The sequence below is a fragment of the Streptomyces sp. NBC_00597 genome, assembly GCF_041431095.1.
Classification (GTDB): Bacteria; Actinomycetota; Actinomycetes; order Streptomycetales; family Streptomycetaceae; genus Streptomyces.
This window is the reverse complement of record NZ_CP107757.1, coordinates 672,922-698,712: the sequence shown is the minus strand read 5'-3', so window position 1 is coordinate 698,712 and position 25,791 is coordinate 672,922. Positions and strand designations below refer to the sequence as shown.

General features: G+C 69.4%; 24 protein-coding genes. 12 read left to right on the top strand and 12 right to left on the bottom strand.

Translation table 11 applies throughout. The annotated features are described in order from the left end of the window. Positions 1 to 81 precede the first annotated feature (81 nt). Positions 82 to 1,701 (top strand): malate synthase A, encoded by a 1,620-nt coding sequence (gene aceB / locus OG974_RS02845; protein WP_327279358.1) that lies wholly within the window; start codon positions 82 to 84, stop codon positions 1,699 to 1,701. Positions 1,702 to 1,791: 90 nt separating this feature from the next. On the opposite strand, the gene OG974_RS02840 is transcribed toward aceB, so the two are convergent. Next, positions 1,792 to 2,856, bottom strand: coding sequence for a hypothetical protein (locus OG974_RS02840; RefSeq protein ID WP_327279357.1), 1,065 nt, complete (start codon positions 2,854 to 2,856; stop codon positions 1,792 to 1,794). A 232-nt stretch (positions 2,857 to 3,088) separates the two neighbouring features. Here OG974_RS02840 and OG974_RS02835 point away from each other — a divergent pair, with 232 nt between their 5' ends. After that, a complete protein-coding gene (locus OG974_RS02835; protein ID WP_327279356.1) occupies positions 3,089 to 4,279 on the top strand; it encodes a GDSL-type esterase/lipase family protein in 1,191 nt (396 codons plus the stop codon). A gap of 105 nt (positions 4,280 to 4,384) precedes the next feature. Here the strand turns inward: OG974_RS02835 and OG974_RS02830 are convergent, their stop codons facing one another. Next, entirely contained in the window at positions 4,385 to 4,981 is a 597-nt protein-coding gene (locus OG974_RS02830) for a TetR family transcriptional regulator (protein WP_327279355.1), read from the bottom strand. Between the two features lie 113 nt (positions 4,982 to 5,094). On the opposite strand from OG974_RS02830, the gene OG974_RS02825 reads away from it, so the two are divergent. The 5 genes from OG974_RS02825 (at position 5,095) to OG974_RS02805 (ending at position 9,617) form a co-directional block, all read left to right on the top strand. After that, complete coding sequence (locus OG974_RS02825; protein ID WP_327279354.1) at positions 5,095 to 5,901, top strand: SDR family oxidoreductase; 807 nt, start codon at positions 5,095 to 5,097, stop codon at positions 5,899 to 5,901. 102 nt (positions 5,902 to 6,003) lie between these two features. Further along, entirely contained in the window at positions 6,004 to 7,299 is a 1,296-nt protein-coding gene (locus OG974_RS02820; protein WP_327279353.1) for an MTH938/NDUFAF3 family protein, read from the top strand. A 2-nt stretch (positions 7,300 to 7,301) separates the two neighbouring features. Next, a complete protein-coding gene (locus OG974_RS02815; RefSeq protein ID WP_371645296.1) occupies positions 7,302 to 7,478 on the top strand; it encodes a hypothetical protein in 177 nt (58 codons plus the stop codon). A 5-nt stretch (positions 7,479 to 7,483) separates the two neighbouring features. Further along, positions 7,484 to 8,341: an acyltransferase family protein gene (locus OG974_RS02810; RefSeq protein ID WP_371646710.1), complete on the top strand. Its 858-nt coding sequence runs from the start codon at positions 7,484 to 7,486 to the stop codon at positions 8,339 to 8,341. Between the two features lie 361 nt (positions 8,342 to 8,702). Beyond that, positions 8,703 to 9,617 (top strand): AAA family ATPase, encoded by a 915-nt coding sequence (locus OG974_RS02805; protein ID WP_371645294.1) that lies wholly within the window; start codon positions 8,703 to 8,705, stop codon positions 9,615 to 9,617. 64 nt (positions 9,618 to 9,681) lie between these two features. Here the strand turns inward: OG974_RS02805 and OG974_RS02800 are convergent, their stop codons facing one another. The 8 genes from OG974_RS02800 to OG974_RS02765 form a co-directional block, all read right to left on the bottom strand. Further along, entirely contained in the window at positions 9,682 to 10,803 is a 1,122-nt protein-coding gene (locus OG974_RS02800; protein WP_327280728.1) for an IS630 family transposase, read from the bottom strand. A gap of 823 nt (positions 10,804 to 11,626) precedes the next feature. Beyond that, entirely contained in the window at positions 11,627 to 13,012 is a 1,386-nt protein-coding gene (locus OG974_RS02795) for a nucleobase:cation symporter-2 family protein (RefSeq protein WP_329315051.1), read from the bottom strand. A 298-nt stretch (positions 13,013 to 13,310) separates the two neighbouring features. Then, a complete protein-coding gene (locus tag OG974_RS02790) occupies positions 13,311 to 14,714 on the bottom strand; it encodes an 8-oxoguanine deaminase (RefSeq protein WP_327279349.1) in 1,404 nt (467 codons plus the stop codon). A 192-nt stretch (positions 14,715 to 14,906) separates the two neighbouring features. Further along, complete coding sequence (gene pucL / locus OG974_RS02785; protein ID WP_327279348.1) at positions 14,907 to 15,830, bottom strand: factor-independent urate hydroxylase; 924 nt, start codon at positions 15,828 to 15,830, stop codon at positions 14,907 to 14,909. 1 nt (position 15,831) lies between these two features. Continuing rightward, complete coding sequence (gene uraH, locus OG974_RS02780) at positions 15,832 to 16,221, bottom strand: hydroxyisourate hydrolase (protein WP_327279347.1); 390 nt, start codon at positions 16,219 to 16,221, stop codon at positions 15,832 to 15,834. A gap of 2 nt (positions 16,222 to 16,223) precedes the next feature. Next, a complete protein-coding gene (uraD, locus tag OG974_RS02775; RefSeq protein ID WP_328764222.1) occupies positions 16,224 to 16,742 on the bottom strand; it encodes a 2-oxo-4-hydroxy-4-carboxy-5-ureidoimidazoline decarboxylase in 519 nt (172 codons plus the stop codon). 153 nt (positions 16,743 to 16,895) lie between these two features. Then, positions 16,896 to 17,279, bottom strand: coding sequence for a helix-turn-helix domain-containing protein (locus OG974_RS02770; protein ID WP_327279345.1), 384 nt, complete (start codon positions 17,277 to 17,279; stop codon positions 16,896 to 16,898). Further along, positions 17,276 to 17,527, bottom strand: coding sequence for a thiamine-binding protein (locus OG974_RS02765; protein WP_327279344.1), 252 nt, complete (start codon positions 17,525 to 17,527; stop codon positions 17,276 to 17,278). Before OG974_RS02765 ends, OG974_RS02770 begins: the two co-directional genes overlap by 4 nt. A 126-nt stretch (positions 17,528 to 17,653) precedes the next feature. Between OG974_RS02765 and OG974_RS02760 the strand changes: the two genes are divergently transcribed. The 3 genes from OG974_RS02760 (at position 17,654) to OG974_RS02750 (ending at position 21,159) form a co-directional block, all read left to right on the top strand. Beyond that, the gene (locus OG974_RS02760) at positions 17,654 to 18,487 is read left to right on the top strand and encodes a TIM barrel protein (RefSeq protein ID WP_327279343.1); all 834 of its coding nucleotides are present in this window, start codon (positions 17,654 to 17,656) and stop codon (positions 18,485 to 18,487) included. 75 nt (positions 18,488 to 18,562) lie between these two features. Next, positions 18,563 to 19,462 (top strand): 2-hydroxy-3-oxopropionate reductase, encoded by a 900-nt coding sequence (locus OG974_RS02755; RefSeq protein WP_327279342.1) that lies wholly within the window; start codon positions 18,563 to 18,565, stop codon positions 19,460 to 19,462. A 239-nt stretch (positions 19,463 to 19,701) separates the two neighbouring features. After that, positions 19,702 to 21,159, top strand: coding sequence for a catalase (locus OG974_RS02750; protein WP_371646708.1), 1,458 nt, complete (start codon positions 19,702 to 19,704; stop codon positions 21,157 to 21,159). Positions 21,160 to 21,535: 376 nt separating this feature from the next. Here OG974_RS02750 and OG974_RS02745 read toward each other — a convergent pair whose 3' ends face one another. Together OG974_RS02745 and OG974_RS02740 are read right to left on the bottom strand one after the other, a co-directional pair. Continuing rightward, positions 21,536 to 22,180 carry an ATP-binding protein gene (locus tag OG974_RS02745; protein ID WP_327279341.1) on the bottom strand — a complete coding sequence of 215 codons (645 nt, stop codon included), beginning with the start codon at positions 22,178 to 22,180 and terminating at the stop codon, positions 21,536 to 21,538. A gap of 34 nt (positions 22,181 to 22,214) precedes the next feature. Next, positions 22,215 to 23,603: an MFS transporter gene (locus tag OG974_RS02740; protein WP_371645289.1), complete on the bottom strand. Its 1,389-nt coding sequence runs from the start codon at positions 23,601 to 23,603 to the stop codon at positions 22,215 to 22,217. 106 nt (positions 23,604 to 23,709) lie between these two features. Between OG974_RS02740 and OG974_RS02735 the strand changes: the two genes are divergently transcribed. Both OG974_RS02735 and OG974_RS02730 read left to right on the top strand, forming a co-directional pair. Beyond that, complete coding sequence (locus tag OG974_RS02735; RefSeq protein WP_371645287.1) at positions 23,710 to 24,420, top strand: TetR/AcrR family transcriptional regulator; 711 nt, start codon at positions 23,710 to 23,712, stop codon at positions 24,418 to 24,420. Positions 24,421 to 24,570: 150 nt separating this feature from the next. Beyond that, entirely contained in the window at positions 24,571 to 25,704 is a 1,134-nt protein-coding gene (locus tag OG974_RS02730) for an IS30 family transposase (protein ID WP_371643420.1), read from the top strand. Positions 25,705 to 25,791 lie beyond the last annotated feature (87 nt).

Genomic DNA, 25,791 nt, shown 5'->3' with positions numbered 1-25,791 from the left:
CACACCCGACGGCACTGCGTGCCGTCCTGCGCGAGCATTCCCCCGCGGCCGCCAGGCACCGCCGCTGAAGGAGTGACAGATATGTCCGCACCAGCGCCGTCATCGCTGGCCATCGTCGACGCCGAGCCCCTGCCCCGGCAGGACGAAGTCCTGACGGAGGCGGCCCTCGCCTTCGTGGCCGAGCTCCACCGGCGGTTCACGCCCCGCCGCGACGAGCTCCTCGCCCGCCGCGGCGAGCGCCGCGCCGAAATCGCCCGCACCTCCCACCTCGACTTCCTCCCGGACACCGCACAGGTCCGCGAGGGCGACTGGAAGGTCGCGCCGGCGCCGGCCGCGCTGAACGACCGCCGTGTGGAGATCACCGGTCCGACCGACCGCAAGATGACCATCAACGCCCTGAACTCGGGCGCCAAGGTCTGGCTCGCAGACTTCGAGGACGCCTCCGCCCCCACCTGGGAGAACGTCGTACTCGGCCAGCTCAACCTGATCGACGCCTACGAGCGCCGCATCGACTTCACGGACCCGCGCACGGGCAAGTCGTACGCCCTGAAGCCCGCCGAGCAGCTGGCGACCGTCGTGATGCGCCCGCGCGGCTGGCACCTGCAGGAGCGCCACCTGCAGGTCGACGGCCGTGCGGTCCCCGGCGCCCTCGTCGACTTCGGCCTGTACTTCTTCCACAACGCCAAGCGCCTGATCTCGCTCGGCAAGGGCCCGTACTTCTACCTCCCGAAGACGGAGTCGCACCTGGAGGCGCGCCTCTGGAACGAGATCTTCGTCTTCTCCCAGGACTACGTCGGCATCCCGCAGGGCACGGTCCGCGCCACGGTCTTGATCGAGACCATCACCGCCGCGTACGAGATGGAGGAGATCCTCTACGAGCTGCGCGACCACGCGGCGGGCCTGAACGCGGGCCGCTGGGACTACCTGTTCTCGATCGTGAAGAACTTCCGCGACGGCGGTGAGAAGTTCGTCCTGCCGGACCGCAACGCGGTGACGATGACGGCTCCGTTCATGCGGGCGTACACCGAGCTCCTGGTCCGCACCTGCCACAAGCGCGGCGCGCACGCCATCGGCGGCATGGCGGCCTTCATCCCGTCCCGCAAGGACGCCGAGGCCAACCGGGTCGCGTTCGAGAAGGTCAAGGCCGACAAGGACCGCGAAGCGGGCGACGGCTTCGACGGCTCGTGGGTCGCCCACCCCGACCTGGTCCCGATCGCAATGGCCTCGTTCGACGCGGTCCTCGGCGAGAAGCCGAACCAGAAGGACCGGCTCCGCGAGGACGTCGCGGTGGCCCCCGGCGAGCTCATCGCGATCGACTCGCTGGACGCGAAGCCGACGTACGAGGGCCTGCGCAACGCGGTCCAGGTCGGTACCCGCTACATCGAGGCCTGGCTGCGCGGCCTGGGCGCCGTCGGCATCTTCGGCCTGATGGAGGACGCGGCCACCGCCGAGATCTCCCGCTCGCAGATCTGGCAGTGGATCAACGCCGGCGTCGTGTTCGAGAACGGCGAGACCGCCACCGCCGAACTGACCCGCAAGATCGCCACGGAGGAACTGGCCGCCATCCGTGCCGAGATCGGCGAGGAGGCCTTCGCGGCCGGGAAGTGGCAGCAGGCCCACGACCTCCTCCTCCAGGTCTCACTGGACGCGGACTACGCGGACTTCCTCACCCTCCCGGCGTACGACCAGCTCGTCGGCTGACCACCCCGCTTCGACTGATGCGCACCGCAGTCGAACCCGGCTCCGCCCCCGCTGCCACCAGGCACGGGGGCGGAGCCGTTGCCGGGCCCTTCACCGGGTCAACCGCCGTGCCACGTAGGCCAGGTGCTGGCTGTGCCCCGCCCGGATCCACGCCTCGGCATTGCCGGCCCCCGAGGTTCCCCCGCCCGTGGCGCACGCGTGCAGCCAGCGGTCGCCCTCACTGAAACCGGGCCCCCGGAAGTCGGGCTCACCGATCATCCGGCGGGCGATCTCCCGGGCCCGCGCCGCGTGCCCCTCACCCTCCGTCGGCGCCTTGGCCAGGAGGAACGTGCGCTCCGTGGTGTAGCGCAGGACACCCCACGGTGGGCCGCCGCCCGATCCCGCGTCGGCCGCGTGCGCGTGATGGGCGCCGTAGTCGCCGTAGGTGACGTCCACGGGGAGCCCCGGCTGGGCGTTCCGGACCATGTGCCAGACGTCCCAGTCGTGCCGGTGCGCCTCGACCGGGGGCCAGCCCTCCAGCACGGGCGCGGAGCCCGGAAAAGATCCGGCCAGCAGCACGATCGACCGCCACACGGCGAGCGGACCCAGTAACTCCAGTGCGCGCAAGGCGCACTTGTCCGCCTGGTGCCACTCCTCGGTGACCGCTTCGAGGTCCAGCAGCAGGTCCAACAGCGGCTCCCGGGCGAGGTCCGGGCCGCCGAGACCCTCGACGAACCGGCACACCGATTCGGCGCCCCGTTCCGACGCGGCTTCGTCCGCACGCACGCGCACTCCCAGGCCGTTCCCACAGGCCCTGGCGAAGTCCGCACAGGCGGACCGCTGCCAGTCGGGCCGCCCCGGGCCGGTGACCGGTCTGACCGGCGTGTGCAGGAGGTACGGCCACAGGCCCTGCGTGACGGCGCGCGGCTCACCCTCCAGATGCCGGGCGTCCAGCCAGGCGGGCATGGCCCGTTGGGCGGCGGCCACGGCTCCGGGCGGTGCGGCCGGATCGGTACCCGGCGCGATCGTCCACAGCGGTGAGACGGCGGCGCGGAGGGACGGTGTCAGCCCGGAGTACGCCGCGAGCGGGCCGCGGCGCACCGGCAGGACGGGTACGTAGAGCGGCTCGACCATGGTGGCTCCCCCGTTGACCGCCTTGGTTGCGCTTCTGTTCACAGGGTGGATGCGAACGGGCGGTTCGGGAACGGCGGAATTCGGCCACCGTTGGGGCTGACCGGTCCCGAACGACCGGTCGGTCGTTACGTCATCGTAATCTGCGGCTACCTAGCGGTAACAACGTGCTCCGTGTCACCTTTCCGATGCCACCGGCCGGCGGTACCCCCACTTCCCCAGCCATGCACCGGAGTTCACTCCGGCTTTCGCCATGGCCGACCGCAGGAGTTCCGCAGTGATCGGATTCCGCAACGCCAGCAAGGACCGGGCCCGCAGTCGAGTGCGACGATTCGCCGGGGTCGGGATGGTTCTGCCGCTCGCCGTCGGCGCTCTGGTCGGCGGTTCCGCGGGGACCTCCGTGGCCAGTCCCGGGACCGGGCCCACCGCCGTGGTGTCCATGGGCGACAGCTACATCTCCGGTGAGGCCGGCCGCTGGAAGGGCAACAGCCTGACCAACACCGGCAATCGCACCGGGACCGACCGCGCATGGGTCTCCGGGAGCACCTACGACCCCGCCAAGGTGTACGGCAGCACCGCCGACGGCTGTCACCGCTCCGACTCCGCCGAGGTCAAGAGCGCCGGGGCGATCGCCGACGTGGCCGTGAACCTGGCCTGCTCCGGGGCGACCTCCGAGAACGTCTTCCGCGCCTCCAACGGCGGCGTGCCCTTCAAGGGCGAGGCACCGCAGGCCGATCAGCTCGCCGCCGTGGCCGCGGCGAACAACGTCAAGGTCATCGCCCTGTCCATCGGCGGGAACGACCTCGGTTTCGCCGACATCATCAAGGACTGCGCGCTCGACTTCGTCCTGTGGAACTCGTACTGCTACGACGACCAGCAGTACGGGGTCGACGAGAAGATCGACGGCGTCATGGCCAACGTCGGCAAGTCCGTGGACGAGATCCGCGCCGTGATGCGGGACGCCGGGTACACCGACTCCTCGTACCGGATCGTGCTCCAGTCCTACCCCTCGCCGATCCCCCGCGGCGCGGAGAACCGGTACACGCAGAGCGACTGGAGCCGCCTCAACACGGGCGGCTGCCCCTTCTGGAACCGGGACTCGGACTGGGCGCGCGACTCGCTCGTGCCGCAGCTCGCCAACCGACTGAAGGGCGTCGCCGCCGCCAAGGGCGTGCAGTTCCTGGACCTGCGGGACATGCTGCAGGGCCGCGAGGTGTGCGCGAAGGCCAGCAAGCAGGTGACCACCTCGGCGCCCGCGTCGGCGAAGACGAGCGAGTGGGCGCGCTGGATCGACAGCAGCGAGACGCAGGGGCCGGTCCAGGAGTCCATGCACCCGAACTACTTCGGCCAGCTCGCGGTCGGCCGCTGCCTGAACCTGGCGCTAGCCCAGCCGGCGACCTCCGCCTCCAGCTGCAAGAACACCGCGGGAGCGGACCACACGGGCATGTTCCTGACGTCCGCGCCGTAGCACCCGTCCCCGCCTTCCCGCTCCGGTACGCCCGCGGAATCCTTCCGCGGGCGTACCGGCGTACCGGCGCATCCGGGCACCGCCTGTGCGGTGCGGGGGCGGGGATCAGCCCCGTACGGCGGCCAGGGCCTCGTCGTACAGGGTCGCCAGGTCGGCGCTGCCGCCGCTGCGCACCCAGACCTCGGTGGCGGCGTCCACGCATGCGAAGACGGTGGCGGTGACCGCCGCGGCGCGCACCTCCGGGACCGGGCCTTCCCCGGCGGCCATGCGGGCCGTTACGGCGGGCTGGACCAGCTCCTGCCAGCGCAGCCTCTTCTGTGTATAGCGGGCGCGCAGCGGAGGGGTGTCGAAGATCAAAGCCGTGATCTCCAGCAGCTGCTCGCGGTCGCCGTGCGCTTCCATGAGCACTTCGAAACCGGAACGCAGGGCCTCCCACGGAGTGGCGGCGGCGGGCTGGTCCTCCACCGTCGCGCGCAGCAGCTCCCCGAGCTCCTCCTGCTCGCCGCAGACGATGTCCTCCTTGGTACCGAAGTACCGGAACAACGAACGCTGGGAGATGCCCGCTTCCTTGGCGATCTGCGCGATCGTCGTGGCCTCGTAGCCCTGCTCGGCGAAGAGCCGCATGGCCGTGTCGAAGATGCTCGCGACCACGGCCTGGCGGGAGCGGTCCCACAGGGTCTGCTGCGTTGCGGTGGTCCCCATCGGGTCAGCATATAGGCGGGCCGCCAATCTGCGTTCAACTGCCCGGTTGGCAGTCACTGCCAACCGGGCATACAGTGATGGCCCACGACGTCATCCCACATGCAGGAGCCACTGTGAACGCGGTCGACTACCGGAGCCGGACCACCCTGATCACCGGCGCCAGCTCGGGCCTGGGCGCCGAGTTCGCCCGTCAGCTCGCGGCACGGGGTTCCGACCTCGTGCTCGTCGCCCGCCGCGAGGACCGGCTGAAGGCGCTCGCCGCGCAGCTGTCCGAGACGCACGGCGTCGCGGTGGAGACGATCGCCATGGACCTGTCCGTCGACGGATGCGGTGAGCTGTTGGCCGCCGAGGTCGAGCGGCGCGGGATCTCGGTCTCCGGCGTCGTCAACAACGCCGGCTTCGGCACCTACGGCCGCTTCCACGAGGAGGACCCGCAGCGGCTCCGCCAGGAAGTGGGCCTCGACGTGATGGCCGTCGTCGACATCAGCCGCGCCTTCATCGGCCCGCTGCGCACCCGCGGTGACGGCGTTCTGGTCAACGTCGCCAGCGTGGCCGGCTACCAGCCGGTCCCGAACATGGCCGTCTACGCCGCCTCCAAGGCCTTCGTGCTGAGCTTCACCGAGGCCCTGTGGCAGGAGTCCCGGGGTACCGGGCTGCGCGTCCTCGCGCTGTCGCCGGGCGCGACGAAGACGGAGTTCTTCGAGGTGGTCGGCACGGAGGACGCCGCCAGCGGCACCAAGATGCAGACCTCCGAGCAGGTCGTGCGCACCGCCCTGAAGGCCCTCGACCGGAGGAACCCGCCGCCGAGCGTCATCTCCGGATCCCTGAACCGCGTCATGGCCTTCGGCGGACGACTCGCGAGCCGCCGCACGGTCGTCCGGATGGTGGACCGGATGTCCTCCCCCCGGACCCCCGCCTAGGACCGTCGGGGCCGGGCGGCGGTGGCCTCGGGGCCGGGCGGCGGTCGACCGGCCGCGGGAATTCGGATGGTCCGAGCGGCGCGGACTGACATGATCGCGCCCATGCCGGCCCGCACCGCACGTCCCAGCCTCTACATCTCCGTCGACATCGAGGCCGACGGCCCGATCCCCGGCCCGTACTCGATGATCAGCTTCGGGGCGGCCGTCGCGGGGCGGCAGGACGGCGCTTCGTATACGGCCGCGGACCCCGAGCGGCACACCTTCTACCGCGAACTCCGCCCGATCAGCGACCAGTACGTACCCGAGGCGCTCTCCGTCAGCGGGCTCGACCGGGACCGGCTGCTCCGGGAGGGCGCCGAACCGGCGGCGGCCATGGCCGAGTTCCGCGCGTGGGTACGGGAGGTCTCCGCCGGGGCCGGGGCGCAGCCCGTCATGTGCGGCTACCCGGCCTCCTTCGACTGGACGTTCCTGTACTGGTACTTGATGCGCTTCGGCGGCGACAGCCCCTTCGGGCATTCCGGCTGCCTCGACATGAAGACCCTGTACGCGGCGAAGGCGGGGGTCCCGCTGCGCGCGGCGGTCAAGGGCCTGATGCCGCGCGAGCTCCTCTCCGCCCGCCCGCACACCCACCACGCGCTGGACGACGCCGTCGAGCAGGCGGAGCTGATGAGCAACCTCATGCTCTGGACGCCTCCGGCCGCGCCCGATCCCGGCGCCGTCGCGGTGTCCCCGCGCATCGCCCACCTCTCCTGGGGGCGCATGGAGGTCGAAGGGCTCACTCCCGGCAAAGACTTCAAGCTCTACCCCGGCGGCGGCCGGGCCTGGGACTGGTCCGAGCACGGCACCCGTCACGATCCCGGCATCCGGGCGGCGGAGGTACGGGAACTGCTCGATCGCGGCGCCACCACGGTCGTCCTGAGCCGGGGCATGGACGACCGGCTGCTCGTCATGGAGGAGACCCTGGCGGCCGTCCGGGAGGCCGGGGCCACCGCGTACGTCGAGGACACGAAGGCCGCGGTGGCCCGCTACAACCGCCTCGCCGCGACCGAACCGGTGGCGGCCTCTTCCACTCCACCTGCTGAGCCGCCCCGCCGTGCGGCTGCCGGCGCAGTCCCTGAGGGCTCTCAGCGGCGTCGCGCGGCCCAGGCGCCGGTGAGCTCCCACATCATCGCTAAGATCGGCGGGCCCTTTCGCCCGAAACACACCGGTGTCGCGACACCGCAGGAATCTTCAGAGGTGTCATGTCCGACAGGTTCGTCCTTGACGGGGACCGTGTCCCGGTGCCCGTCGAGGCTCCGCAGGCGGCCCCCGGCCCCGCCCGCCGCCGGGTGTGGTCGAGAGGTACCGGTTCCCTGCGGCCGTCCGGAGCCACCAGGGCTGCGCGGGCGCCGCGAATAGCCGTGCTGGACGGTCTGCGGCTGCTCGCCGCGCTGTCGGTGGTCCTGTTCCACTACCTCGCCGGGTCGGGGAAGATTCCCTGGCAGCGGACGGCGGTCGCGCTGTTCCCCACCCTGCACAAGGTCGCCGAGTTCGGCTGGCTGGGTGTGGTCTTCTTCTTCATGATAGCGGCTTCGTGATCTGCATGTCCGCCTGGGGCAAATCGCTCCAGAAATTCTGGCAGGGCCGGATCCTGCGGCTATTCCCGCTGTACTGGGTGGCGGTCGTGCTCTCCTCGGCAGCCGCGCGCCTGGGCCCCCAGGTTCCCGGCGAGCCGAAGGTCACGGTCGGCCAGATGCTCACCAACCTCACGATGCTCCACGAGCCCCTCGGGGTGAACAGCGTGGACAACGTGTACTGGACCCTCTGGATCGAGCTGCGCTTCTACCTGATCTTCTCGCTGGTCGTCCTGCTAGGTACGGGCTATCGCCGGGTCGCGACCTTCTGCTGGATCTGGGCGCTGGGCTCGGTGCTGGCACCGGCGTCGGGCATCCCGCTGCTCGACCAGCTCCTGGTGCCCCGGTGGGCGCCCTTCTTCATCGCGGGAATCGCCTTCTACCTGGTCCGCCGGGCCGGCCGGATCGAGGGCGAGACCCTGGGCATCCTGGCCCTGTCCTGGCTTCTGATGCAGCACCGCCTTCCCGCCATCATGGAGGGCGAGGGGCACGGCATCAACTGGAAGGTGTGCCTGGCCGCGATCACCGTCATGTACGCGCTGATGGGCCTGATCTCGCTCGGGAAGCTGGACTGGATCCAGTGGCGCTGGCTACCGGTCGCGGGCGCGATCTCCTACCCGCTCTACCTCGTCCACCAATCGTTGGGCGTACGGGTCATCTGGCGCTGGAACGAGCAGTGGGGCCCCTGGCCCACCCTGCTCGGCGTCATCGCGGGCGTCGTACTGATCGCCTGGCTGCTCCAGCGCCTACTGGAGCGCCCCCTCACCCGCCTGCTGCGCCGCCTGATGGATCCGCCGGCCGAACGTTCGCAACACCTCCCCGCATAGGGAAACGATCGGACCCGGGCGGGTCGTGGCCCGGGTCCGACAGCATCATGTCCTGCAGGCTCGCTGTACAGGCCGGCCGAGAGGGCGGTCCGCCGGGCGGTCGACCGCCATGTTGCAGACGAACCGCAAACCTCCGCCATGGGTAGCCAGCGTGCGCTCCGTATCCGCCCTGCGGCCGGTACCGACACGCCCTTCGGCACAGCGGCGACTTTAGCGAGATCGCCGTACGAGTCAGGCGTTCGCGCACCGTCTCGTCCAGCCCCACCACGACCGCCCCGGCCATCCCCACCGCACCCTCCGCGCCCCATGGCCAAGGCGATGATCATGGCGTGTCGGGGTGGCGCCCGGCAGGATGGACCCCGTGCCGAAGAACCCGCCCGAGTCCATGCAGCACCACCTGCGCCAGCGTCTGGACGCACACGCCAAGGAACGCTGGCCCCAGCTCAGCGGCATCCAGGTTCGCTTCCGCGCCGGATTCGCCTACGTCGCGGGCGAGTTGACCGGCGATGAGGAACCGCTGCCGCTGTGCCGCCTGCGGTTCACCGGTGTCCTGCATACCTGGGGCTTCGCGCTCTACCTGGCCAGCAGCGGCAAGTACGAGGAGAATGTCCTGCCCACCGGGCTCCCCTTTGGCTCCCCTGAAGAGGCCCTGGACTGCGCCGGCGGCCTCTACCTCGACAGCTCCCGCACCGTGACCGACGCTCCCGCGCATGCCGGCATCGGGCTGATCCGGGTACCGGTGGGACTCGTCATCCTCGTCGGAGCACCGGCCTCGGGCAAGACCAGCTTTGTCCGGGCACTGATCGCGCGGCGGCGGATCGATGCCGAAACCGTGGTGTCCAGCGACGAGATCCGCGCGGAGCTCTTCGGCGACCCGCCCGCTGAAGCGGACTCCGATGCGGTGGACGCCCGCATCTTCGAGGAACGTGACCGCAGGATCATTGCCAGGCTCGCCGCAGGACGAAGTGCAGTCGCCGAATCGACGAATGTCACCCCGCAGGCCCGCGCACGACTCCTCACCATCGCCAGGCGCTTCAATGCCCCGGTGACCATGCTGCGATTCACCGATGAAGTCACCGACCTCCTGCAGCAGCATGTCGAGCGGGGGCGCCCAGATGTCACTGCCGCGGATGTTCGCGCTTACGCCGCGATCATGACGAGGGACGCCAGTGCCGGCCAACTGCGCTCCGAGGGTACAGCAGCCGTCCACGATGTCCCCGGGCGCAGACAAGGGGTCACCCCCGCCGAAGCCGCCGAACGCTTCACCTTCTGCTGACTGAACATCGAAAGCATTCGGACTCGCGTTCTAACGCCCCTCCATGAACTTCCGCGGCGCTGCACTAGTGTCCTGCGCCGGAGATCCGTTGGCAGAAGCGGGCGAGTGAGTCGAGGATCTCTTCGGCTGTCTTGGTCCAGGTGAACGGGGTCGGGTTTTCGTTCCACTGCTTGACCCAGGCTCGGATGTCGGCTTCCAGGGAGCGCACACTCTTGTGGGCGCCACGGCGGATCTTCTGGTCCGCGAGGAAGCCGAACCATCGCTCAACCTGGTTGATCCAGGAGGAGCCGGTGGGTGTGAAGTGCAGGTGGAACCGTGGGTGTTTGGCCAGCCACGTCTTGATGGCCGGGGTTTTGTGGGTGCCGTAGTTGTCGCAGATCAGGTGGACCTGAAGGTGTTCGGGGACCTCTTTGTCGATCTTGATGAGGAACTTCTTGAACTCCGCGGCCCGGTGGCGACGGTGCAGTGAGGTGATGACTTCACCGGTCGCGACGTCGAAGGCCGCGAACAAGGTGGTCAGCCCGTTGCGAACATAGTCGTGAGTGCGGCGCTCGGGCATGCCGGGCATCATCGGCAGCACTGGCTGAGAGCGGTCAAGAGCCTGGATCTGGGACTTCTCGTCCACCGACAGCACCACCGCTCCTTCGGGCGGGTTGAAATACAGCCCCACCACGTCGTAGAGCTTCTCCACGAACAGCGGGTCCGTCGACAGCTTGAACGTGTCGCTCAAATGGGGCTTGAGCTGGAACTTCCGCCAGATCCGGCCCACTGTCGACTTCGACAGGCCACTGCGGGCGGCCATCGATGAACGCGACCAGTGAGTGGCGTTCTTCGGGATCTCCTCCAGCGTGCCGACCACTACCGCCTCCACCTGATCAACGCTGATGGTGGGTGGCCGGCCAGGCCGGGGCTCGTCGACCAGCCCGTCCAGCCGGGCCGCCAGGAACCGGCGACGCCACTTGCGGACCGTGTCGGCCGCGATATGCAACTCCCGTGCCACCACGACAATCGGCGGCACATCAGCACCGGCACACGCCAACACGATGCGGGCCCGCAAGGCCACCGCCTGCGCAGATGACGCCCTGCGGACCCAACGCTCCAACACCACACGCTCATCGGAAGACAACAACAACGGTTCCAACTTCGGACCACGACGAGGCACCGGCACATCCGCAGAAGCAGTCATACATAAACTAACGACGGATCTCCGGCGCAGGACACTAGGTCGACGCCTCGACCGTGGACCGCTGGCGGGCGAGGTTCGTCGTCGAACGTCTTGACCGTCTTGACCGTCTGCACGATGGACCTCGGACGGGGCCGGCCGCCGTGCCCAGTTCGCGGCAGCGGCCTGGGTGGAGGTGGGTGACGCTGGTGCATCCTGTGGCGAACCGGCTCTCCAGGTAAGGCCCGTGGGGAACGACTGTGTCGGACCGGGGTCGGTTCTCGCGGCCCGTCGACCGGCAGGTTCCGAGCCGTCCTGCGGCGGGCCGGGATCCGGACAGGTCGACGCCAGTGGGGTGCCGCTGGGTGAGGGTCTCGTAGACAGTCGCGGTGGGCAGCGACGCAGGTCTCCACGGGCTACCCGGGCCATGCCGGAGATGGAACCGATCGGCTACGGGCGAAGCGGTTGGAGCACCGCTCCGGGCCCCGGCCTGCCAGCGCGAACCCCAGCCGCTCCAGGGCGTGGTTGAGCCGAGTGGTGAACCGCGCGTACGGAACGGTCACTACGGGAAACGGTCACTACGGGAGACGACACGGCGACGTCCTGCGCAGACAATCCGCCGACGCACGGCGACGTGATGGGGCGCCACTTCCTGCGATTCGGCTGCACGGCGTACGCGGGCTCACTCGAACCCACCACCCCGCAATCGAACGCAGCACACTGTCGATGATCGACAGCTGGTCCCCCGTGGGCCGGGAAGCGGACGGCGGTGCGTACGCCACGCCCGCAGTGGGTGGCGTACGCACCGCCGTGAGCGGCCGGGCGACCGGGCGACCGGGCGACCGGGTCAGTGCACCGGGACCGGTTCCGGCGCGGCCGCCGGCGCCCGCTGGGTGACGAAGTGGTTGAAGGCCAGGTTGAGCACGATCGCCACCACGCAGCCGGTGCTGATGCCGGAGTCCAGGACGACCAGCAGGTCCTTCGGGAACGCGTGGTAGAACTGCGGCGCCGCGATCGGGATCAGGCCGATGCCGACCGAGGCGGCGACGATCAGGGCGTTCTCGCCCTTCTCCATGGCCGCGCCCGCCAGGGTCTGGATACCGCTGGCCGCGACCGAGCCGAACAGGACGATGCCGGCCCCGCCGAGCACCGGCAGCGGGACCACGCCGATGACGGAGGCCGCCATCGGGCACAGGCCCAGCAGGATCAGGATGCCGCCGCCCGCGGCGACGACGAACCGGCTGCGCACCTTGGTCATCGCCACGAGCCCGATGTTCTGCGCGAAGGCACTGCACATGAAGCCGTTGAACAGCGGGCTGAGCGCGCTGCCGAGCGTGTCCGCGCGCAGTCCGCCCTCGATGGTCCTCGCGTCCGCAGGCCGGCCGACGATCTTGCCGAGGGCCAGGATGTCGGCAGTGGACTCGGTCATGCACACCAGCATCACGATGCACATGGAGACGACGGCGGCGACTTGGAACTGCGGGGCGCCGAAGTGGAAGGGGGTCGGGAAGCCCACCAGGGAGGCGTTCTTGACCGCGTCGAAGCTGGTCATGCCGAGCGGGAGGGCGATCAACGTGCCGGCCACCAGGCCGAGCAGGATGGAGATCTGCTGGAGGAAGCCGCGCAGGAACTTGCGCATCAGCAGCACGATGACGAGGGTGACGGCGGCCATGCCGATGTTCTTCATCGAGCCGTAGTCGGTGGCGGTGCGGTTGCCGCCCTGCGACCAGTTGAAGGCCACCGGCAGCAGGGACACGCCGATCAGGGTGATGACCGTACCCGTGACCACGGGCGGGAAGAACCGGACGAGTTTGCCGAAGTAGGGGGCGGCGAGGAAGCCGACGACCCCGGCGACGATGATCGCGCCGAAGATGACGGGGATGGCGTCCGCGCCCTCCCCCTTGCCTATGGCGATCATCGGGGTCACACCGGCGAACGAAACGCCGTTGACGAAGGGGAGTTTGGCGCCGATCTTCCAGAAACCGAGGGTCTGGAGGAGGGTGGCGAGGCCGGCGGTGAAGAGCGAGGCGCCCATCAGGAACGCGGTCTCGGTGGCGGAGAGTCCGACGGTAGGGCCGACGATCATGGGCGGGGCGACGACACCCGCGTACATGGCGGCCACGTGCTGGAGGCCGCTCGTGAACATCTTCAGAGGAGGCAGGGTCTCGTCGACCGGGTGCTTCTCCTCCGGTACTGCGACTGCATCTTTGCGAAACCTGGGCGTGAGTGCCACGGCTTCCTCCGGTCGGGTAACACGTCGGCAGGGACGTGGGTGTCTTGGAGGTGGTGCGAAAGCTGTGCGAGTCGAGCCTGTATGGAGTTGTGGGTGGTGCGGGTGGTGCTCGTTCTTGTCCCAAGAGGCGCAGAAACGATTCGCCCAAACCGTTCCGGCCAAGCAGTGGCACGAGTCACCGCCCCGGGAACGCCCTCGGAAAAACCTCGGGCGCTTCCCGGGAACGGCTGCCGCGGACCCCGCTCGGGCCCGCGACGACCGGCCGGGGGCCGTCCCCCCCGGCCGGACTCCGAGGGGATCAGCCCTGCGCGGTGATGCGCGCGAGGCGCTGAGCCTCTTCGCGGGTGGACACCGCGATGGCGTCCTCGTCGGCGAAGAGGAGCCGGTTGTTCTCGACGATCTGCTTGCCGTTGACGAACGACGCGGTCACCGGGGCGGCCGCACCGAAGACCAGCGCGGTGACCGGGTCGGCGATCGAGGAGTGCAGGAAGGTGCTGATGTTCCAGAGCACCAGGTCGGCGCACTTGCCGACCTCCAGCGAACCGATGTTGTCGCTGCGGCCGAGGACCTGCGCGCCACCGTACGTACCGAGGCGCAGGGCCTGGCGGGCGTTGAGCGCGGCCTCGCGGTGGACCGGGTTCAGCCGGTTGATCAGCAGCGCGTTGCGCAGCTCGGTGTGCAGCTCACCGGACTCGTTGGAGGCGGTGCCGTCCACCCCGAGGCCGACCGGGACGCCGGCGGCCAGCATGTCCGGGACGCGGGCGATGCCGGCGGCCAGACGGGCGTTGGAGGACGGGCAGTGCGCGACACCGGTCTTGGTACGGGCGAACGCGGCGATGTCGGAGTCGTTCATGTGGACGCTGTGCGCCATCCACACGTCCTCGCCGAGCCAGCCGGTCGACTCGAAGTAGTCGGTCGGGCCCATGCCGAAGAGCTCGTGGCAGAACTTCTCTTCCTCGACGGTCTCGCTGCCGTGCGTGTGCATGCGCACACCGAGGCGGCGGGCGAGCTCGGCGCCCTGCTTCAGCAGCTCGGTGGAGACCGAGAAGGGGGAGCAGGGGGCGACGGCGATCTGGGTCATCGCGTCGAAGGAGGCGTCGTGGTACTTCTTCACCGTCGCCTCGGTGTCGGCGAGCGCACCTTCGAGGGTCTCGACGGCGTGGTCCGGCGGCAGGCCGCCGTCCTTCTCGCTGCGGTCCATCGAACCGCGGGCGAGGGTGAAGCGGACGCCCATCTCGGACGCGGCGCGGATGATCGAGCCGGAGAGGTCGCCGGCGCCCTTGGGGTACACGTAGTGGTGGTCCATGGCGGTGGTGACACCACCGCGGGCCATCGCGGCGAGGGAGCCCTGGGCGGCCGTGTAGGCCATCTGCTCGTCGATGCGCGCCCACGTCGGGTACAGCGCGACGAGCCAGTTGAAGAGGTTGTGATCGGTGGCCAGGCCGCGCGTGATCCACTGGTAGAAGTGGTGGTGCGTGTTGACCAGACCGGGAGTCACGAGGTGCCCGGTGCCGTCGATGCGGCGGACGACGTTGTCGAGGTTCTCGGGGGCCCTGCCCGCACCGATGGACTCGATCTTGTTGTCGGCGATGACGATGTGACCCGAGGCGTACTCGGTGTCGTTCGCATCGACCGTTGCAATCGCACAGTTCTCGATGACGATGCGCTCTACTGCGCCGTCCTGGGCTGCCGATGCTGCCATGGGACTTCCTCGTGCTTTCAGTGGCGGTGCGGGCACGGCAGAACCCAGGGGATTTGAGTGCCGGAGCCGGGGACCTGACAGCTGACAGTACTGCCGCCCCGCGTGATGCGTCCGGGTGCCGATTCAGGAAGCTGGAACGTGTCGTGCGGTGGTCCCGGGGCCACTGCGGTGCCCCGGGACGCGCATGCCGCGTCAGAGGTTGGTCATGTCCACGGGGATACGGGCGTCAGCGCCGTCCCGCAGGACCGTGGCCTCGATCAGACCGTACGGGCGGTCCGCAGCGAAGTAGACTTCGTTGTCGTTCTTGAGGCCGAACGGCTCAAGGTCGACGAGGAAGTGGTGCTTGTTCGGGAGCGAGAAGCGGACCTCGTCGATCTCCGAACGGTGGTTGATGATCCGCGAACCCATCTGGTACAGGGTCTGCTGCAGCGAGAGGGAGTAGGTCTCCGCGAAGGCCTGGAGCATGTGCTTCTTGGTCTCGGCGTAGGACTTCTCCCAGTTGGGCATCCGCTGCTCGTCGTCGGTCCAGTTGAAGCGCCAGCGACCCGACACCTGAGTGGCCAGGATGCGGTCGTACGCCTCCTGGAGGGTCGTGTACTTGTCCTTCACGTAACCCCAGAACTCGGAGTTCGTGGAGTTCATGACGATCAGGTCCTTGAGGCCGGAGATGACCTCCCAGTTCTGCCCGTCGTACGTGATCTGGGTGACGCGGGTCTCCATGCCCTTGCGGACGAAGGAGTGGTTCACCTCGTCGGAGCCGATGAACTTGGAGTTGGCGTCCGAGGTGGCGATCCGGTCCCAGCCGTACTCCTCGATCCGGATGCGCGCACGCTGGATCGGCTCCTGGCTGTTCACGAACCAGCGCGCCAGGTGGATGCCGAACTGCTCGGCGGACTCGATGCCGTACTCCTTGGCGAACGCGTACACCGTGTTCTTGGTGGTGTCCGTCGGCAGGACGTTGGCGTTCGAGCCGGAGTAGTGGACGTCGTCCATGTCGCCGGAGAGGGCGACCGAGACGTTGAGGTCCTTGATGTGGTGGGTGTCGCCGTCCCGCGTGATCTTGACGACGCGGTTCTCTGCCTTGCCGTACTGGTTCTGGCCCAGAATCGTGGCCATGCTAGCTCCCTCGGTAAACGGAGTAGCCGAACGGGTTGAGCAGCAGCGGTACGTGGTAGTGCTCGCCCGGGTTCACCGCAAACGTGATGGTGACCTCGGGGAAGAACGCACCGCTGTCCCTTACGCGGGGGGCGTCCTGCTGCGCCTCGGCTTGCTTCTTGGAGAAGTACGTCTCGGTCTCGAAGTCCAGACGTACGTGGGTGGTTCCCTCCGGCAGCGCCGGCAGGTCCTTGCATCGCCCGTCCGCGTCGGTGGCGGAACCACCCAGGGCCGCCCACTCGCCGTCGAGTCCCTCGCGGGCCGACAGGGAGATGGCGACGCCCTCGGCGGGGCGTCCGATGCTGGTGTCCAGGATGTGCGTGGACACCGACGCGGTGGTCTCGGTGCTCATGCTCACGCTCCTTCTTCTGCGAGTTCGACGAGGCGGGTCAGGCGGATCCGGTTGATCTTCACCAGTTCGCCGCGGGCGATCTCCCGCTCCTGTTCCGGCGAATTGTCGATCCGGACCTTGACCGCGTCCCGCATGAACTCACCGGTCGCACCGGTGGCGCAGATGAGGAAGACGTGGCCGAACTTCTCCTGGTACGCCAGGTTCAGTTCGAGGAGCTCGTTCTTGAGCTCCTCCGAGGCTCCGGCCATGCCGCGCTGCTCGCGGGCGGAGGTCGGGTCTCCCGGCTTCGGCCGGCCGATCGGCGCGTGGCCTGCCATCGCTTCGGCCAGGTCCTCGGCGGTGAGCTCGGCCATGGCGGCCTCGTTCGCGGAGAACAGGGCGTCGGCGCCGGCGAAGGGGCGCTGGGCGAGCAGCTTGCTGCCCCATGCCGAACTGGCGCACACCTCGTGCAGTTCGGCCGTGGCCGCGCTGTCGTCCAAGGCGTTGAACCGGGTGAGACCCGGGGTCGGACTCGAAGTCACGGTAGGCCTCCGTGGCCTGTTGTTGCTTTGACGGGCTGCGCATAGCTAACGCCCTCGGCAACACGGCGTCAACACTTTGTTGAAACTTCCCGTACACAAAAGCCGCCGCCCGGATGAATAGGGCGGCGGCTCGTCACTGTGGGCCAGCAGGGATCACGCTTGGTTGTTCTTGTTGGGGTTTTCCCTGTTCAAGTAGTTGTAGACCGTGAAACGGCTTACGCCCAGGGCGCCCGCGACCGTCTCCACGCCATGTCGCACGGAGAAGGCGCCCCGCGCCTCCAGTATCCGCACGACGTCCTGCTTGGACTTCCGGTCGAGCTGCGACAACGGTACGCCGTGCCGGCGCTCCAGCGCCGCCAGGATGTGATCCAGCGAGTCGGACAGCTGGGGCAGCCGCACGGCCAGCAGGTCCTCGCCCTCCCAGCTGAGCACGACGTCGTCGGGCTGCGCCAGGGCCGGATCCATCAGCTCGCCGCCCATCGCGTCGACCAGCGGCTTGACCGCGGTGACGAACGGGTGGTCACGGGGCTCGGTCATGGGGTTTCCTCCCCGATCACGTTGACCTGGAGCGAGACGCGCGTGGCGCCGGACTCCAGCGAGTCGCGCAGCAGCGCGGTCACCGCGGTCAGCACCGCGTCGGCTTCACCCTCGGCGGTGTTGCCGAACGGGCCGACGTCCACCGCGTCCAGCTGGGCCTTCTGGATGACCTCGCGAGCGGCCACGGCATGGGCAGGGGCCTCTTCGAGATCGAAGGGCTCGGTCGTGAACTCCACTCTCAATCGCACGCTGGTCAAGCTACCTGCCAGTCGTGATTTTTCGGCAGTCCGGGCTTGACAAGTGCGGCGCCCTGCTTGCAGTCTTCCATCAAGCAGAAACTAACTTCCGCAATACGGAAGGAGCGCACACCCCTCATGGGATACACGGACCAGCGCTTCGATGTGAACCTTTCGATCCTCTTCACGGAACTCCCGCTCCTGGAGCGTCCCGCGGCCGCCGCCGCGGCGGGCTTCACCGCGGTCGAGCTGTGGTGGCCCTGGATCGAGACCCCCACTCCCGCCCAGGAGGAGCTCGACGCCCTCAAGAAGGCTCTTGAGGACGCCGGCACCCAGCTGGTGGGCCTGAACTTCTACGCCGGACAACTTCCGGGCCCGGACCGCGGTGCGGTCTCGGTACCCGGTGAGGAGTCGGACCGCTTCAACGCCAACATCAACGTGGCTGCGGACTTCGCCGCTTCGGTGGGCTGCAAGGCACTGAACGCCCTCTACGGCAACCGCGTCGAGGGCGTGGACCCGGCCGTGCAGGACGAGCTCGCCCTGGAGAACCTGGTCGTGGCGGCCCGGGCCGCCGACCGCGTCGGCGCGATCCTGCTCATCGAGACCCTCAACAAGCCCGAGTCGCCGCTCTACCCGCTGGTGAGCGCCCCGGCCGGCATCGAGGTGGTGGACAAGGTGAACGAGGCCACCGGCCTCGGGAACGCCAAGTTCCTCCTCGACCTGTACCACCTGGCGATGAACGATGAGGACCTCTCCGAGGTCATCGAAAAGTACGCCGCCAAGACCGGGCACGTCCAGATCGCGGACAAGCCCGGACGCGGTGCCCCCGGCACCGGCGAGCTGCCCCTCGAAGAGCTGCTCGACCAGCTGAAGAAGGCCGGATACGAGGGCTACGTAGGCCTGGAGTACAAGGCCGCCGACGCCGCCGCCTCCTTCGCGTGGCTGCCGGCCGAGGCCCGCGCCGCGAAGTAGGCGGACAAAGTCCGGGCGATCAGCCAGGCACCCCACGAACTTTTCGTACAAAGCATTAAGAGAAGGACCCTCATCATGAGCAACCCCGCTGCGCTCCCGTCGATCGCCTGGGTCGGACTCGGCATCATGGGCTCCCCCATGGCCGAGAACCTCCTGAAGGCCGGCTACTCGGTCACCGGCTTCACGCTGGAGCAGGACAAGCTCGACCGCCTGGCGGCCGCGGGCGGCACCGCCGCCGGCTCGATCGCCGAGGCCGTCAAGGACGCCGACGTCATCATCACGATGGTGCCCGCCTCCCCGCAGGTCGAGGCCATCAACTACGGCCCCGCCGGCATCCTTGAGAACGCGAAGTCCGGCGCGCTGATCATCGACATGTCGTCGATCACCCCGCAGACCTCGGTCGACCTCGCGAAGAACGCCGCCGAGAAGGGCATCCGCGTCATCGACGCCCCGGTGTCCGGTGGCGAGGCCGGTGCCATCGAGGCCGTCCTGTCGATCATGGTGGGTGGTGAGAAGGCCGACTTCGACGCGGCCCTGCCGATCCTTGAGACGCTCGGCAAGGTCATCGTGCTCTGCGGCCCGCACGGCTCCGGCCAGACGGTGAAGGCCGCCAACCAGCTCATCGTCGCGGTGAACATCCAGGCGTGCGCCGAGGCCGTGGTCTTCCTGGAGAAGTCCGGCGTGGACCTGGTCGCCGCCCTGGACGTCCTCAACGGCGGTCTGGCCGGCTCCACGGTCCTGACCCGCAAGAAGGACAACTTCCTGAACCGCGACTTCAAGCCGGGCTTCCGGATCGACCTGCACCACAAGGACATGGGCATCGTCACCGACGCCGCCCGCAACGTCGGTGCGGCCCTCCCCGTCGGCGCGGTCGTCGCCCAGCTGGTCGCCTCGCTGCGCGCCCAGGGTGACGGCGGCCTGGACCACTCGGCCCTGCTCCGCGCGGTCGAGCGCCTTTCCGGCGCCCAGGTCTGAGACCGGTTCCACCACCGCGGCCCGCTCTGCGGGCCGCCCCTCCCCCTCACGGGGGCCTGAGTTTCCGGATGGTGCCGGTGCTGACACCTGTCCTGTCGCGCCCAAGCGCCGGCACCGTCCGGATCACCTCTCTCCATCTTTGTTCAACAAACTGTTGACGCTGCGTTCGGCCTGAAATTAGGCTGTTCCGCATGACGGAAGACGCTTTCCGTCAGCAGGTTCCCGTACGGAAGGTCACCATGTCGAAGCGCACGCTGACGACCGAGTCCGGCGCCCCGGTCGCCGACAACCAGAACTCCGCCACCGCCGGCGTCGGTGGCCCGCTGCTGGTCCAGGACCAGCAGCTGCTTGAGAAGCTCGCCCGCTTCAACCGTGAGCGCATCCCGGAGCGCGTGGTGCACGCCCGCGGCTCGGCCGCGTACGGCTACTTCGAAGTAACCGACGACGTCACCGCCTACACCAGCGCCGCGTTCTTGAACACGGTGGGCAAGAAGACCGAGACCTTCCTGCGGTTCTCCACCGTCGCCGACTCGCTCGGTGGCGCGGACGCGGTCCGCGACCCGCGCGGCTTCGCCCTGAAGTTCTACACCGAAGAGGGCAACTACGACCTCGTCGGCAACAACACCCCGGTGTTCTTCATCAAGGACCCGATCAAGTTCCCCGACTTCATCCACTCCCAGAAGCGCGACCCCTTCACGGGCAAGCAGGAGCCGGACAACGTCTGGGACTTCTGGGCGCACGCCCCCGAGGCGACGCACCAGATAACCTGGCTGATGGGTGACCGCGGCATCCCGGCGTCCTACCGCCACATGAACGGCTACGGCTCGCACACCTACCAGTGGACGAACGAGCAGGGCGAGGCCTTCTTCGTCAAGTACCACTTCAAGACGAACCAGGGCATCCGCTGCCTGTCGGGCGACCAGGCCGCCGAGCTCGTCGGCAAGGACGCCAACTCGCACCAGACCGACCTGCTCCAGGCGATCGAGCGCGGCGTGAACCCGAGCTGGACCCTCCACGTCCAGATCATGCCGGCCGCCGAGGCCGCGGACTACCGCTTCAACCCGTTCGACCTCACCAAGGTGTGGCCGCACAGCGACTACCCGCTGCAGCGCGTGGGCCGTCTGGTCCTCGACCGCAACCCGGACAACGTCTTCGCCGAGGTCGAGCAGTCCGCCTTCTCCCCGAACAACTTCGTCCCGGGCATCACCGCCTCGCCGGACAAGATGCTCCAGGGCCGCCTCTTCGCGTACGCCGACGCCCAGCGCTACCGCCTCGGTGTGAACCACACCGTGCTGCCGGTCAACGCCCCGAAGGCGACGCAGGCCGACAACTACGGCCGCGACGGTGTCATGGCGCTGCGCAACGGCTCGCGCCACGACAAGAACTACGAGCCCAACTCGTACCAGGGCCCGGCCGAGACCGGTCTCGCGCTCGGCGCCCCGAAGGCCGTCTCCGGCTACACGGGCACCCACGAGGCCCCGGCCCACACGAAGGACGACGACTTCTTCCAGGCCGGTGAGCTCTACCGCCTGATGTCGGAGGCCGAGAAGCAGCGTCTGGTGGCGAACATCGCCGGCGGTCTGTCCCAGGTCACCCTTGAGGACGTCATCGAGAAGAACTTGGCTCACTTCCACGCCGCGGACGCCGACTACGGCAAGCGCGTCGAGGAGGCCGTCCGCGCCCTGCGCGACGCCTGAGCCTGAAAGCTGCACCGGGGACCTGGCGGGAGGTCAGGTCCCGGGTGCCGAGCCCGAACCGCGGACCCGGATGAGGGGTGGTACGCGGCGAGGGCAGGACGAGGACCGCGACGGGCGTGTGAGCCAGTGCGGTGGTAATGGGTGCCGAGGCCCGTCTCTTGACCTGAGGGAGACGAAGCCGGAGCTCTCGTCACCGCCCGTCGCGGTCCCAGCCAAATCTTCTCCTCTATGTACGGGGGCCGCGCACAGGGTCCCCGTAGATGGAGGAGCAGTCTCCTCTATAGGGGAACGACCTCCCCCAAGACTCCGCCCGGCGGTGCGAACGTCCTGTCGCGCCAGCCTCGCTCCGTCGGGCGGTCACACTCAAAGCGCCGAGTCACGGACGGTCCCGTGACTCGGCGCTTTGGCTCGTGCGTGGTGAGCGGGCGCGCCGGTCGTCGATCTCGACGGACAGGTGGGGCCAGGACGCGGTCAGCGCGGGCAGCGCGGGCAGCGCCTCGGCGGGGCTGAAGTGGACGGTCGTACCGGTCGTGCCGTCGTCGGCGACCGGTGTCAGGCCCGTCGCGGGAACCCCGTGTACGTAGCGCTGGGCCCACGCTCCGCCCGCGCGGCGGTTGGTGTGGACGAGCCACTCGCTGAGCGCCGCGACGACGGACATGCCGCGACGCGGGTGGCCGTCGGGAAGGACCTGCGCGTCGGGGTGGTCGAAGAACCGGAGGTCCTTCGTCGCCATGACCGGCTTCTTCACCGGTCGGCCGTGATCGTCGAAGCGGGTGTCCGTGCCCCGGCCTTCGTCCGCGACGGACACCGAGCCGTCTGCGTACAGCGTGACGGTGCACCGTCCCCCGCCCAGGCACTCCGCCTCGTCGGCCGCATAGGCGAGCACTTCGAGCAGCAGGTGGGGAAGGCCTCCGGGGGCGAAGAAGGCCCCGTTCTCGCGGACGAGGGCCAGGTGGTCGGCGTCCACGGAACGGGCCCAGTCGTGCGTCGTGTTGCGCCACGACACCGTTGATCTGTCCATCGGAGCAGTATGCCGACCCGGACCGGCCGTTGCGTCATGCCGGGGCATGACGGGGAAGGCGTGCGGAGAGGGCCAGGGCGCCCGCCAGGAGGGCCACCGTCACCAGGGCCGTCGTGGACAGGGCGGCGGCGGGGGTGCGGCCGTGGTCCGTGAAGGCCGACCAGAGCGTGACCAGCAGGGCCACCCCGACCGCGTTGGCCAGTTGCTGCACGGCATTGAGGACTCCGGACGCGGAGCCCACCTCCGGTTCGGACACGCCCGCCAGGATCACGTCGAACAGCGGGGGGATCACCAGGCCCATGCCGAGCCCGGTGGCGAACGTCCCCGGGACCAGCCGCCAGCCGTCCGTCGCGCCGTCGGCCGAGGCGGCGAGCAGCCCCAGCCCCAGGGCCGTGAGGACGATTCCGCACTGGATCACCACCCGGCCGCGCCGGCGGGCGAGGGCCCCGGCCGGGCCCGCGGAGACGGCGATGCCCAGGGCCATGGGGGCGATCGCATACCCCGCGCCCTGCGGTGAGAGGCCGAGCGGGCCCTGAAGGAAGAGCGACAGCACCATCATCAGGCCGGTGAACGAGGCGAAGAAGGCGACCGCGACGAGGATGCCGCTGGTGTAGCCCCGGTTGGCCTGCAGGCTCGGCGTCATGAGCGGTGAGGGCCGCCGGTGCTGGAGGCGCGCGAACAGCAGGAAGCCGGCCGGCCCGGCGGCCAGCAGCACGAACCCCCAGACGGGCCAGCCCAGTTCCCGCCCCTGGACCAGCGGGTACACCAGGGCTCCGGAGGCCGCCCCGGCCAGCAGCATGCTCGGTACGTCGAGCCGCAGGCCGGCGTCGGACGTGCCCCGCGGGATCCACCGCACCGCGCCGGCCAGCGCCGCGAGTCCGAGCGGCAGGTTGACCAGGAACACCATCCGCCAGCCGGTGCCGAACAGGTCTGCGCCGGTGAGGAGTCCGCCCGCCACCGGGCCGCCGACCGCGCACAGGCCCATCACCGGGCCGAACAGTCCGAAGGCCTTGCCCAGTTCCGCCTCCGGGAAGGTCTCCTTGATGATCCCGAAGCCCTGCGGCAGCAGCAGCGCACCGCATGCGCCTTGTAGTGCCCGGGCCGCGATCAGCACGCCCGGCCCCGGGGCCGAGGCGCAGAGCACGGAGGCCAGGGTGAACCCTGCGGCGCCGGCCAGGAAGAGCGGGCGCCGCCCGAACCGGTCCCCCAGCCGCCCGGCGGTGATCAGCAGGACCGCGAACGGCAGGGTGTAGGCGGCGCCGAGCCACTGGGCGGTCTCCCGGCCCCCGCCGAGGCCGGCGGTGATGGCGGGGGCGGCTACTGCGGTGATCGTGGCGTCGAGGAGGTCCATGACCTCGGCGATGAGGACGACGGCCAGCACCGCCCAACGCCGTGGATACGGATCCGGATACGGGTGTGACATGGCGGGGCTCCCCCTTGGAGACGAGAACGGATGCATGACGAACAGCGTTCGTTACGAACAACGTTCGTGGCGAACACTGTTCGCTGTCAAGTGCTAGCCTGGCGCCATGGATTCACCGGCCCGCCGCAAGAGCACCCGCGCCCGCCCCGCCAAACCCCCGCTCAGCGAGCGGGCCGTCATCGACGCCGGCCTGCGGGTCCTGCGCCGCGAGGGCTTCGACGCGGTGACCATGCGGAAGGTCGCCGCCGAGCTGGACACCGGGCCCGCGTCGCTCTACGTCTACGTCGCCCAACGCGAGGAGCTGCTGCGCCTGATGCTCGACGCGGTGGTCGCGACGGTACCGCTGCCCGCGCTGCCGGCCGCGCCGCCCGGGGACTGGCGCGACCGGCTGGCCGCCCTGATCACCGACGTGGTGCACGCCCTCAACGCCCACCCCGGCATCGGCCGGGTCGCGCTCGGCGCCATCCCGACCACCCCTGCCTGGCTCGACCTCTTCGACCGCGTCCTCGGCCTCCTGCTGGCCGGCGGGGTCGACCGGCAACGCGCCGCATGGGGCTGCGATCTGATCGCCCTGCACATCGGCGCAGTCACGTACGAGGTCTCCGTCGCGCACCCGCCCGCCGGCGACGGCCCGGACGCCCTCCAGGACGCCCTGGACAGCCGTCACGCCCAGGTCTCCATCGAGGACCGGCTCGCCTCGCTGGACCCGGAGCGGTATCCGCATCTGGCCGCGAGCGCAGCCGAGTTGGCGGCCGGTCCCGCCGCCGCCCGGCTCGCGCTCGGCGTCGAGGTGCTGATCGGCGGCCTGGCCCCGTAACACGGGAACGGCCCCCGTTCCTCCCTTGAGTTCTAGTGATCGTCGCAACACCCCGATTCGGGGAGTGCGATGGACTTCGAGATCCGGGACCGTTCAGTCAACCGGGGACGCCGTTCGTTGACCGAGGAACGGCGTGCCTACCTTCAGCTCATGCAGCAAGGCGTGAGCAGTCGGGAAGCGTGCCGGATCGTCGGTATCAACCTCAGGACGGGGAAGCGGTGGCGTAACGGCCGCGCCCCGTCCGGCAGGACCGGAAGGGCGCTACCGCTCACAGCGGTAGCGCCCTCGTCCGGTCCTTCGCGCTTTCTGCGCGAGGCGGACCGGATCCACATCGCCGACCGGCTACGCGAGAAGGCAGCCATCCGTACGATCGCGGCCGAGCTGGGCCGCAGCCCGTCCACGGTCAGCCGGGAGATCCGCCGCAATCGGCACCCGGGTAACGGCCAGTACCGGCCGCACGCGGCCCAGGCCCGCGCCGACGCCCGCCGGCCCCGCCCCAAGCCGGGGAAGATCGGCCAGAACCCCGTGCTGCAGGACTTCGTCCAGGACGGCCTGGACCTGAAGTGGAGCCCGGAGCAGATCTGCGAGAGTCTGCGCCGGACTTTCCCCGACCGGCCGGAGATGCACGTGGTCCACGAAACGATCTACCAGGCCCTCTACGTCCAGGGCCGCGGCGAACTGCGCCGAGAGCTGGCCCGCGCCCTGCGTTTGGGACGCGCCCGCCGCACACCGCGCCGCCAGGCCCAGCAGCGCCAGCCCCGCTTCACCACCCCGATGGTCATGATCAGTGAACGCCCGGCCGAGGTCGAGGACCGGGCCGTGCCCGGCCACTGGGAAGGCGACCTGATCATCGGCAAAGACAACGGCTCCGCGATCGGCACCCTCGTCGAACGCGCCACCCGCTACGTGATGCTCCTGCACCTGCCCGACGGCCGCAGCGCGGAACACGTCCGCGACGCCCTCGTCGAGACGGTTCAGACGCTGCCCGCACACCTGGTGCGCTCGCTGACCTGGGATCAAGGCAGCGAAATGGCGGCGCACGGCTCGTTCACCGATGCCACCGACATCCCGGTCTACTTCTGCGACCCCGCCAGCCCTTGGCAGCGCGGCTCGAACGAGAACACCAACGGCCTGCTGCGGCAGTACTTCCCCAAGGGCACCGACCTGTCCGTCCACGGACGCGACCACCTCGACGCCGTCGCGGCCCAGCTCAACGGGCGCCCACGCAAAACGCTCGGCTGGGAGACCCCAGCCGAGCGCCTGCATAAACTACTTGCCGCCTGATCAAACCAACCAGGTGTTGCGACGATCCCTAGAAACCGCCCTCCTCGCGGAGGGACGGGGGCCGTGACGTGCGGCAGCCGGTGCCGG

What these genes read in the sequence shown, in the direction of transcription:
- OG974_RS02830 (WP_327279355.1), bottom strand. Translation starts at nt 4,981, where the DNA reads ATGGGGACCACCGCAACGCAGCAGACCCTGTGGGACCGCTCCCGCCAG.
- OG974_RS02800 (WP_327280728.1), bottom strand. Translation starts at nt 10,803, where the DNA reads ATGACTGCTTCTGCGGATGTGCCGGTGCCTCGTCGTGGTCCGAAGTTG.
- OG974_RS02790 (WP_327279349.1), bottom strand. Translation starts at nt 14,714, where the DNA reads ATGGCAGCATCGGCAGCCCAGGACGGCGCAGTAGAGCGCATCGTCATC.
- OG974_RS02740 (WP_371645289.1), bottom strand. Translation starts at nt 23,603, where the DNA reads ATGTCACACCCGTATCCGGATCCGTATCCACGGCGTTGGGCGGTGCTG.
- OG974_RS02735 (WP_371645287.1), top strand. Translation starts at nt 23,710, where the DNA reads ATGGATTCACCGGCCCGCCGCAAGAGCACCCGCGCCCGCCCCGCCAAA.
- OG974_RS02770 (WP_327279345.1), bottom strand. Translation starts at nt 17,279, where the DNA reads ATGACCGAGCCCCGTGACCACCCGTTCGTCACCGCGGTCAAGCCGCTG.
- pucL (WP_327279348.1), bottom strand. Translation starts at nt 15,830, where the DNA reads ATGGCCACGATTCTGGGCCAGAACCAGTACGGCAAGGCAGAGAACCGC.
- OG974_RS02755 (WP_327279342.1), top strand. Translation starts at nt 18,563, where the DNA reads ATGAGCAACCCCGCTGCGCTCCCGTCGATCGCCTGGGTCGGACTCGGC.
- uraH (WP_327279347.1), bottom strand. Translation starts at nt 16,221, where the DNA reads ATGAGCACCGAGACCACCGCGTCGGTGTCCACGCACATCCTGGACACC.
- OG974_RS02750 (WP_371646708.1), top strand. Translation starts at nt 19,702, where the DNA reads ATGTCGAAGCGCACGCTGACGACCGAGTCCGGCGCCCCGGTCGCCGAC.
- OG974_RS02745 (WP_327279341.1), bottom strand. Translation starts at nt 22,180, where the DNA reads ATGGACAGATCAACGGTGTCGTGGCGCAACACGACGCACGACTGGGCC.
- OG974_RS02810 (WP_371646710.1), top strand. Translation starts at nt 7,484, where the DNA reads ATGTCCGCCTGGGGCAAATCGCTCCAGAAATTCTGGCAGGGCCGGATC.
- aceB (WP_327279358.1), top strand. Translation starts at nt 82, where the DNA reads ATGTCCGCACCAGCGCCGTCATCGCTGGCCATCGTCGACGCCGAGCCC.
- OG974_RS02820 (WP_327279353.1), top strand. Translation starts at nt 6,004, where the DNA reads ATGCCGGCCCGCACCGCACGTCCCAGCCTCTACATCTCCGTCGACATC.
- OG974_RS02760 (WP_327279343.1), top strand. Translation starts at nt 17,654, where the DNA reads ATGGGATACACGGACCAGCGCTTCGATGTGAACCTTTCGATCCTCTTC.
- OG974_RS02730 (WP_371643420.1), top strand. Translation starts at nt 24,571, where the DNA reads ATGCAGCAAGGCGTGAGCAGTCGGGAAGCGTGCCGGATCGTCGGTATC.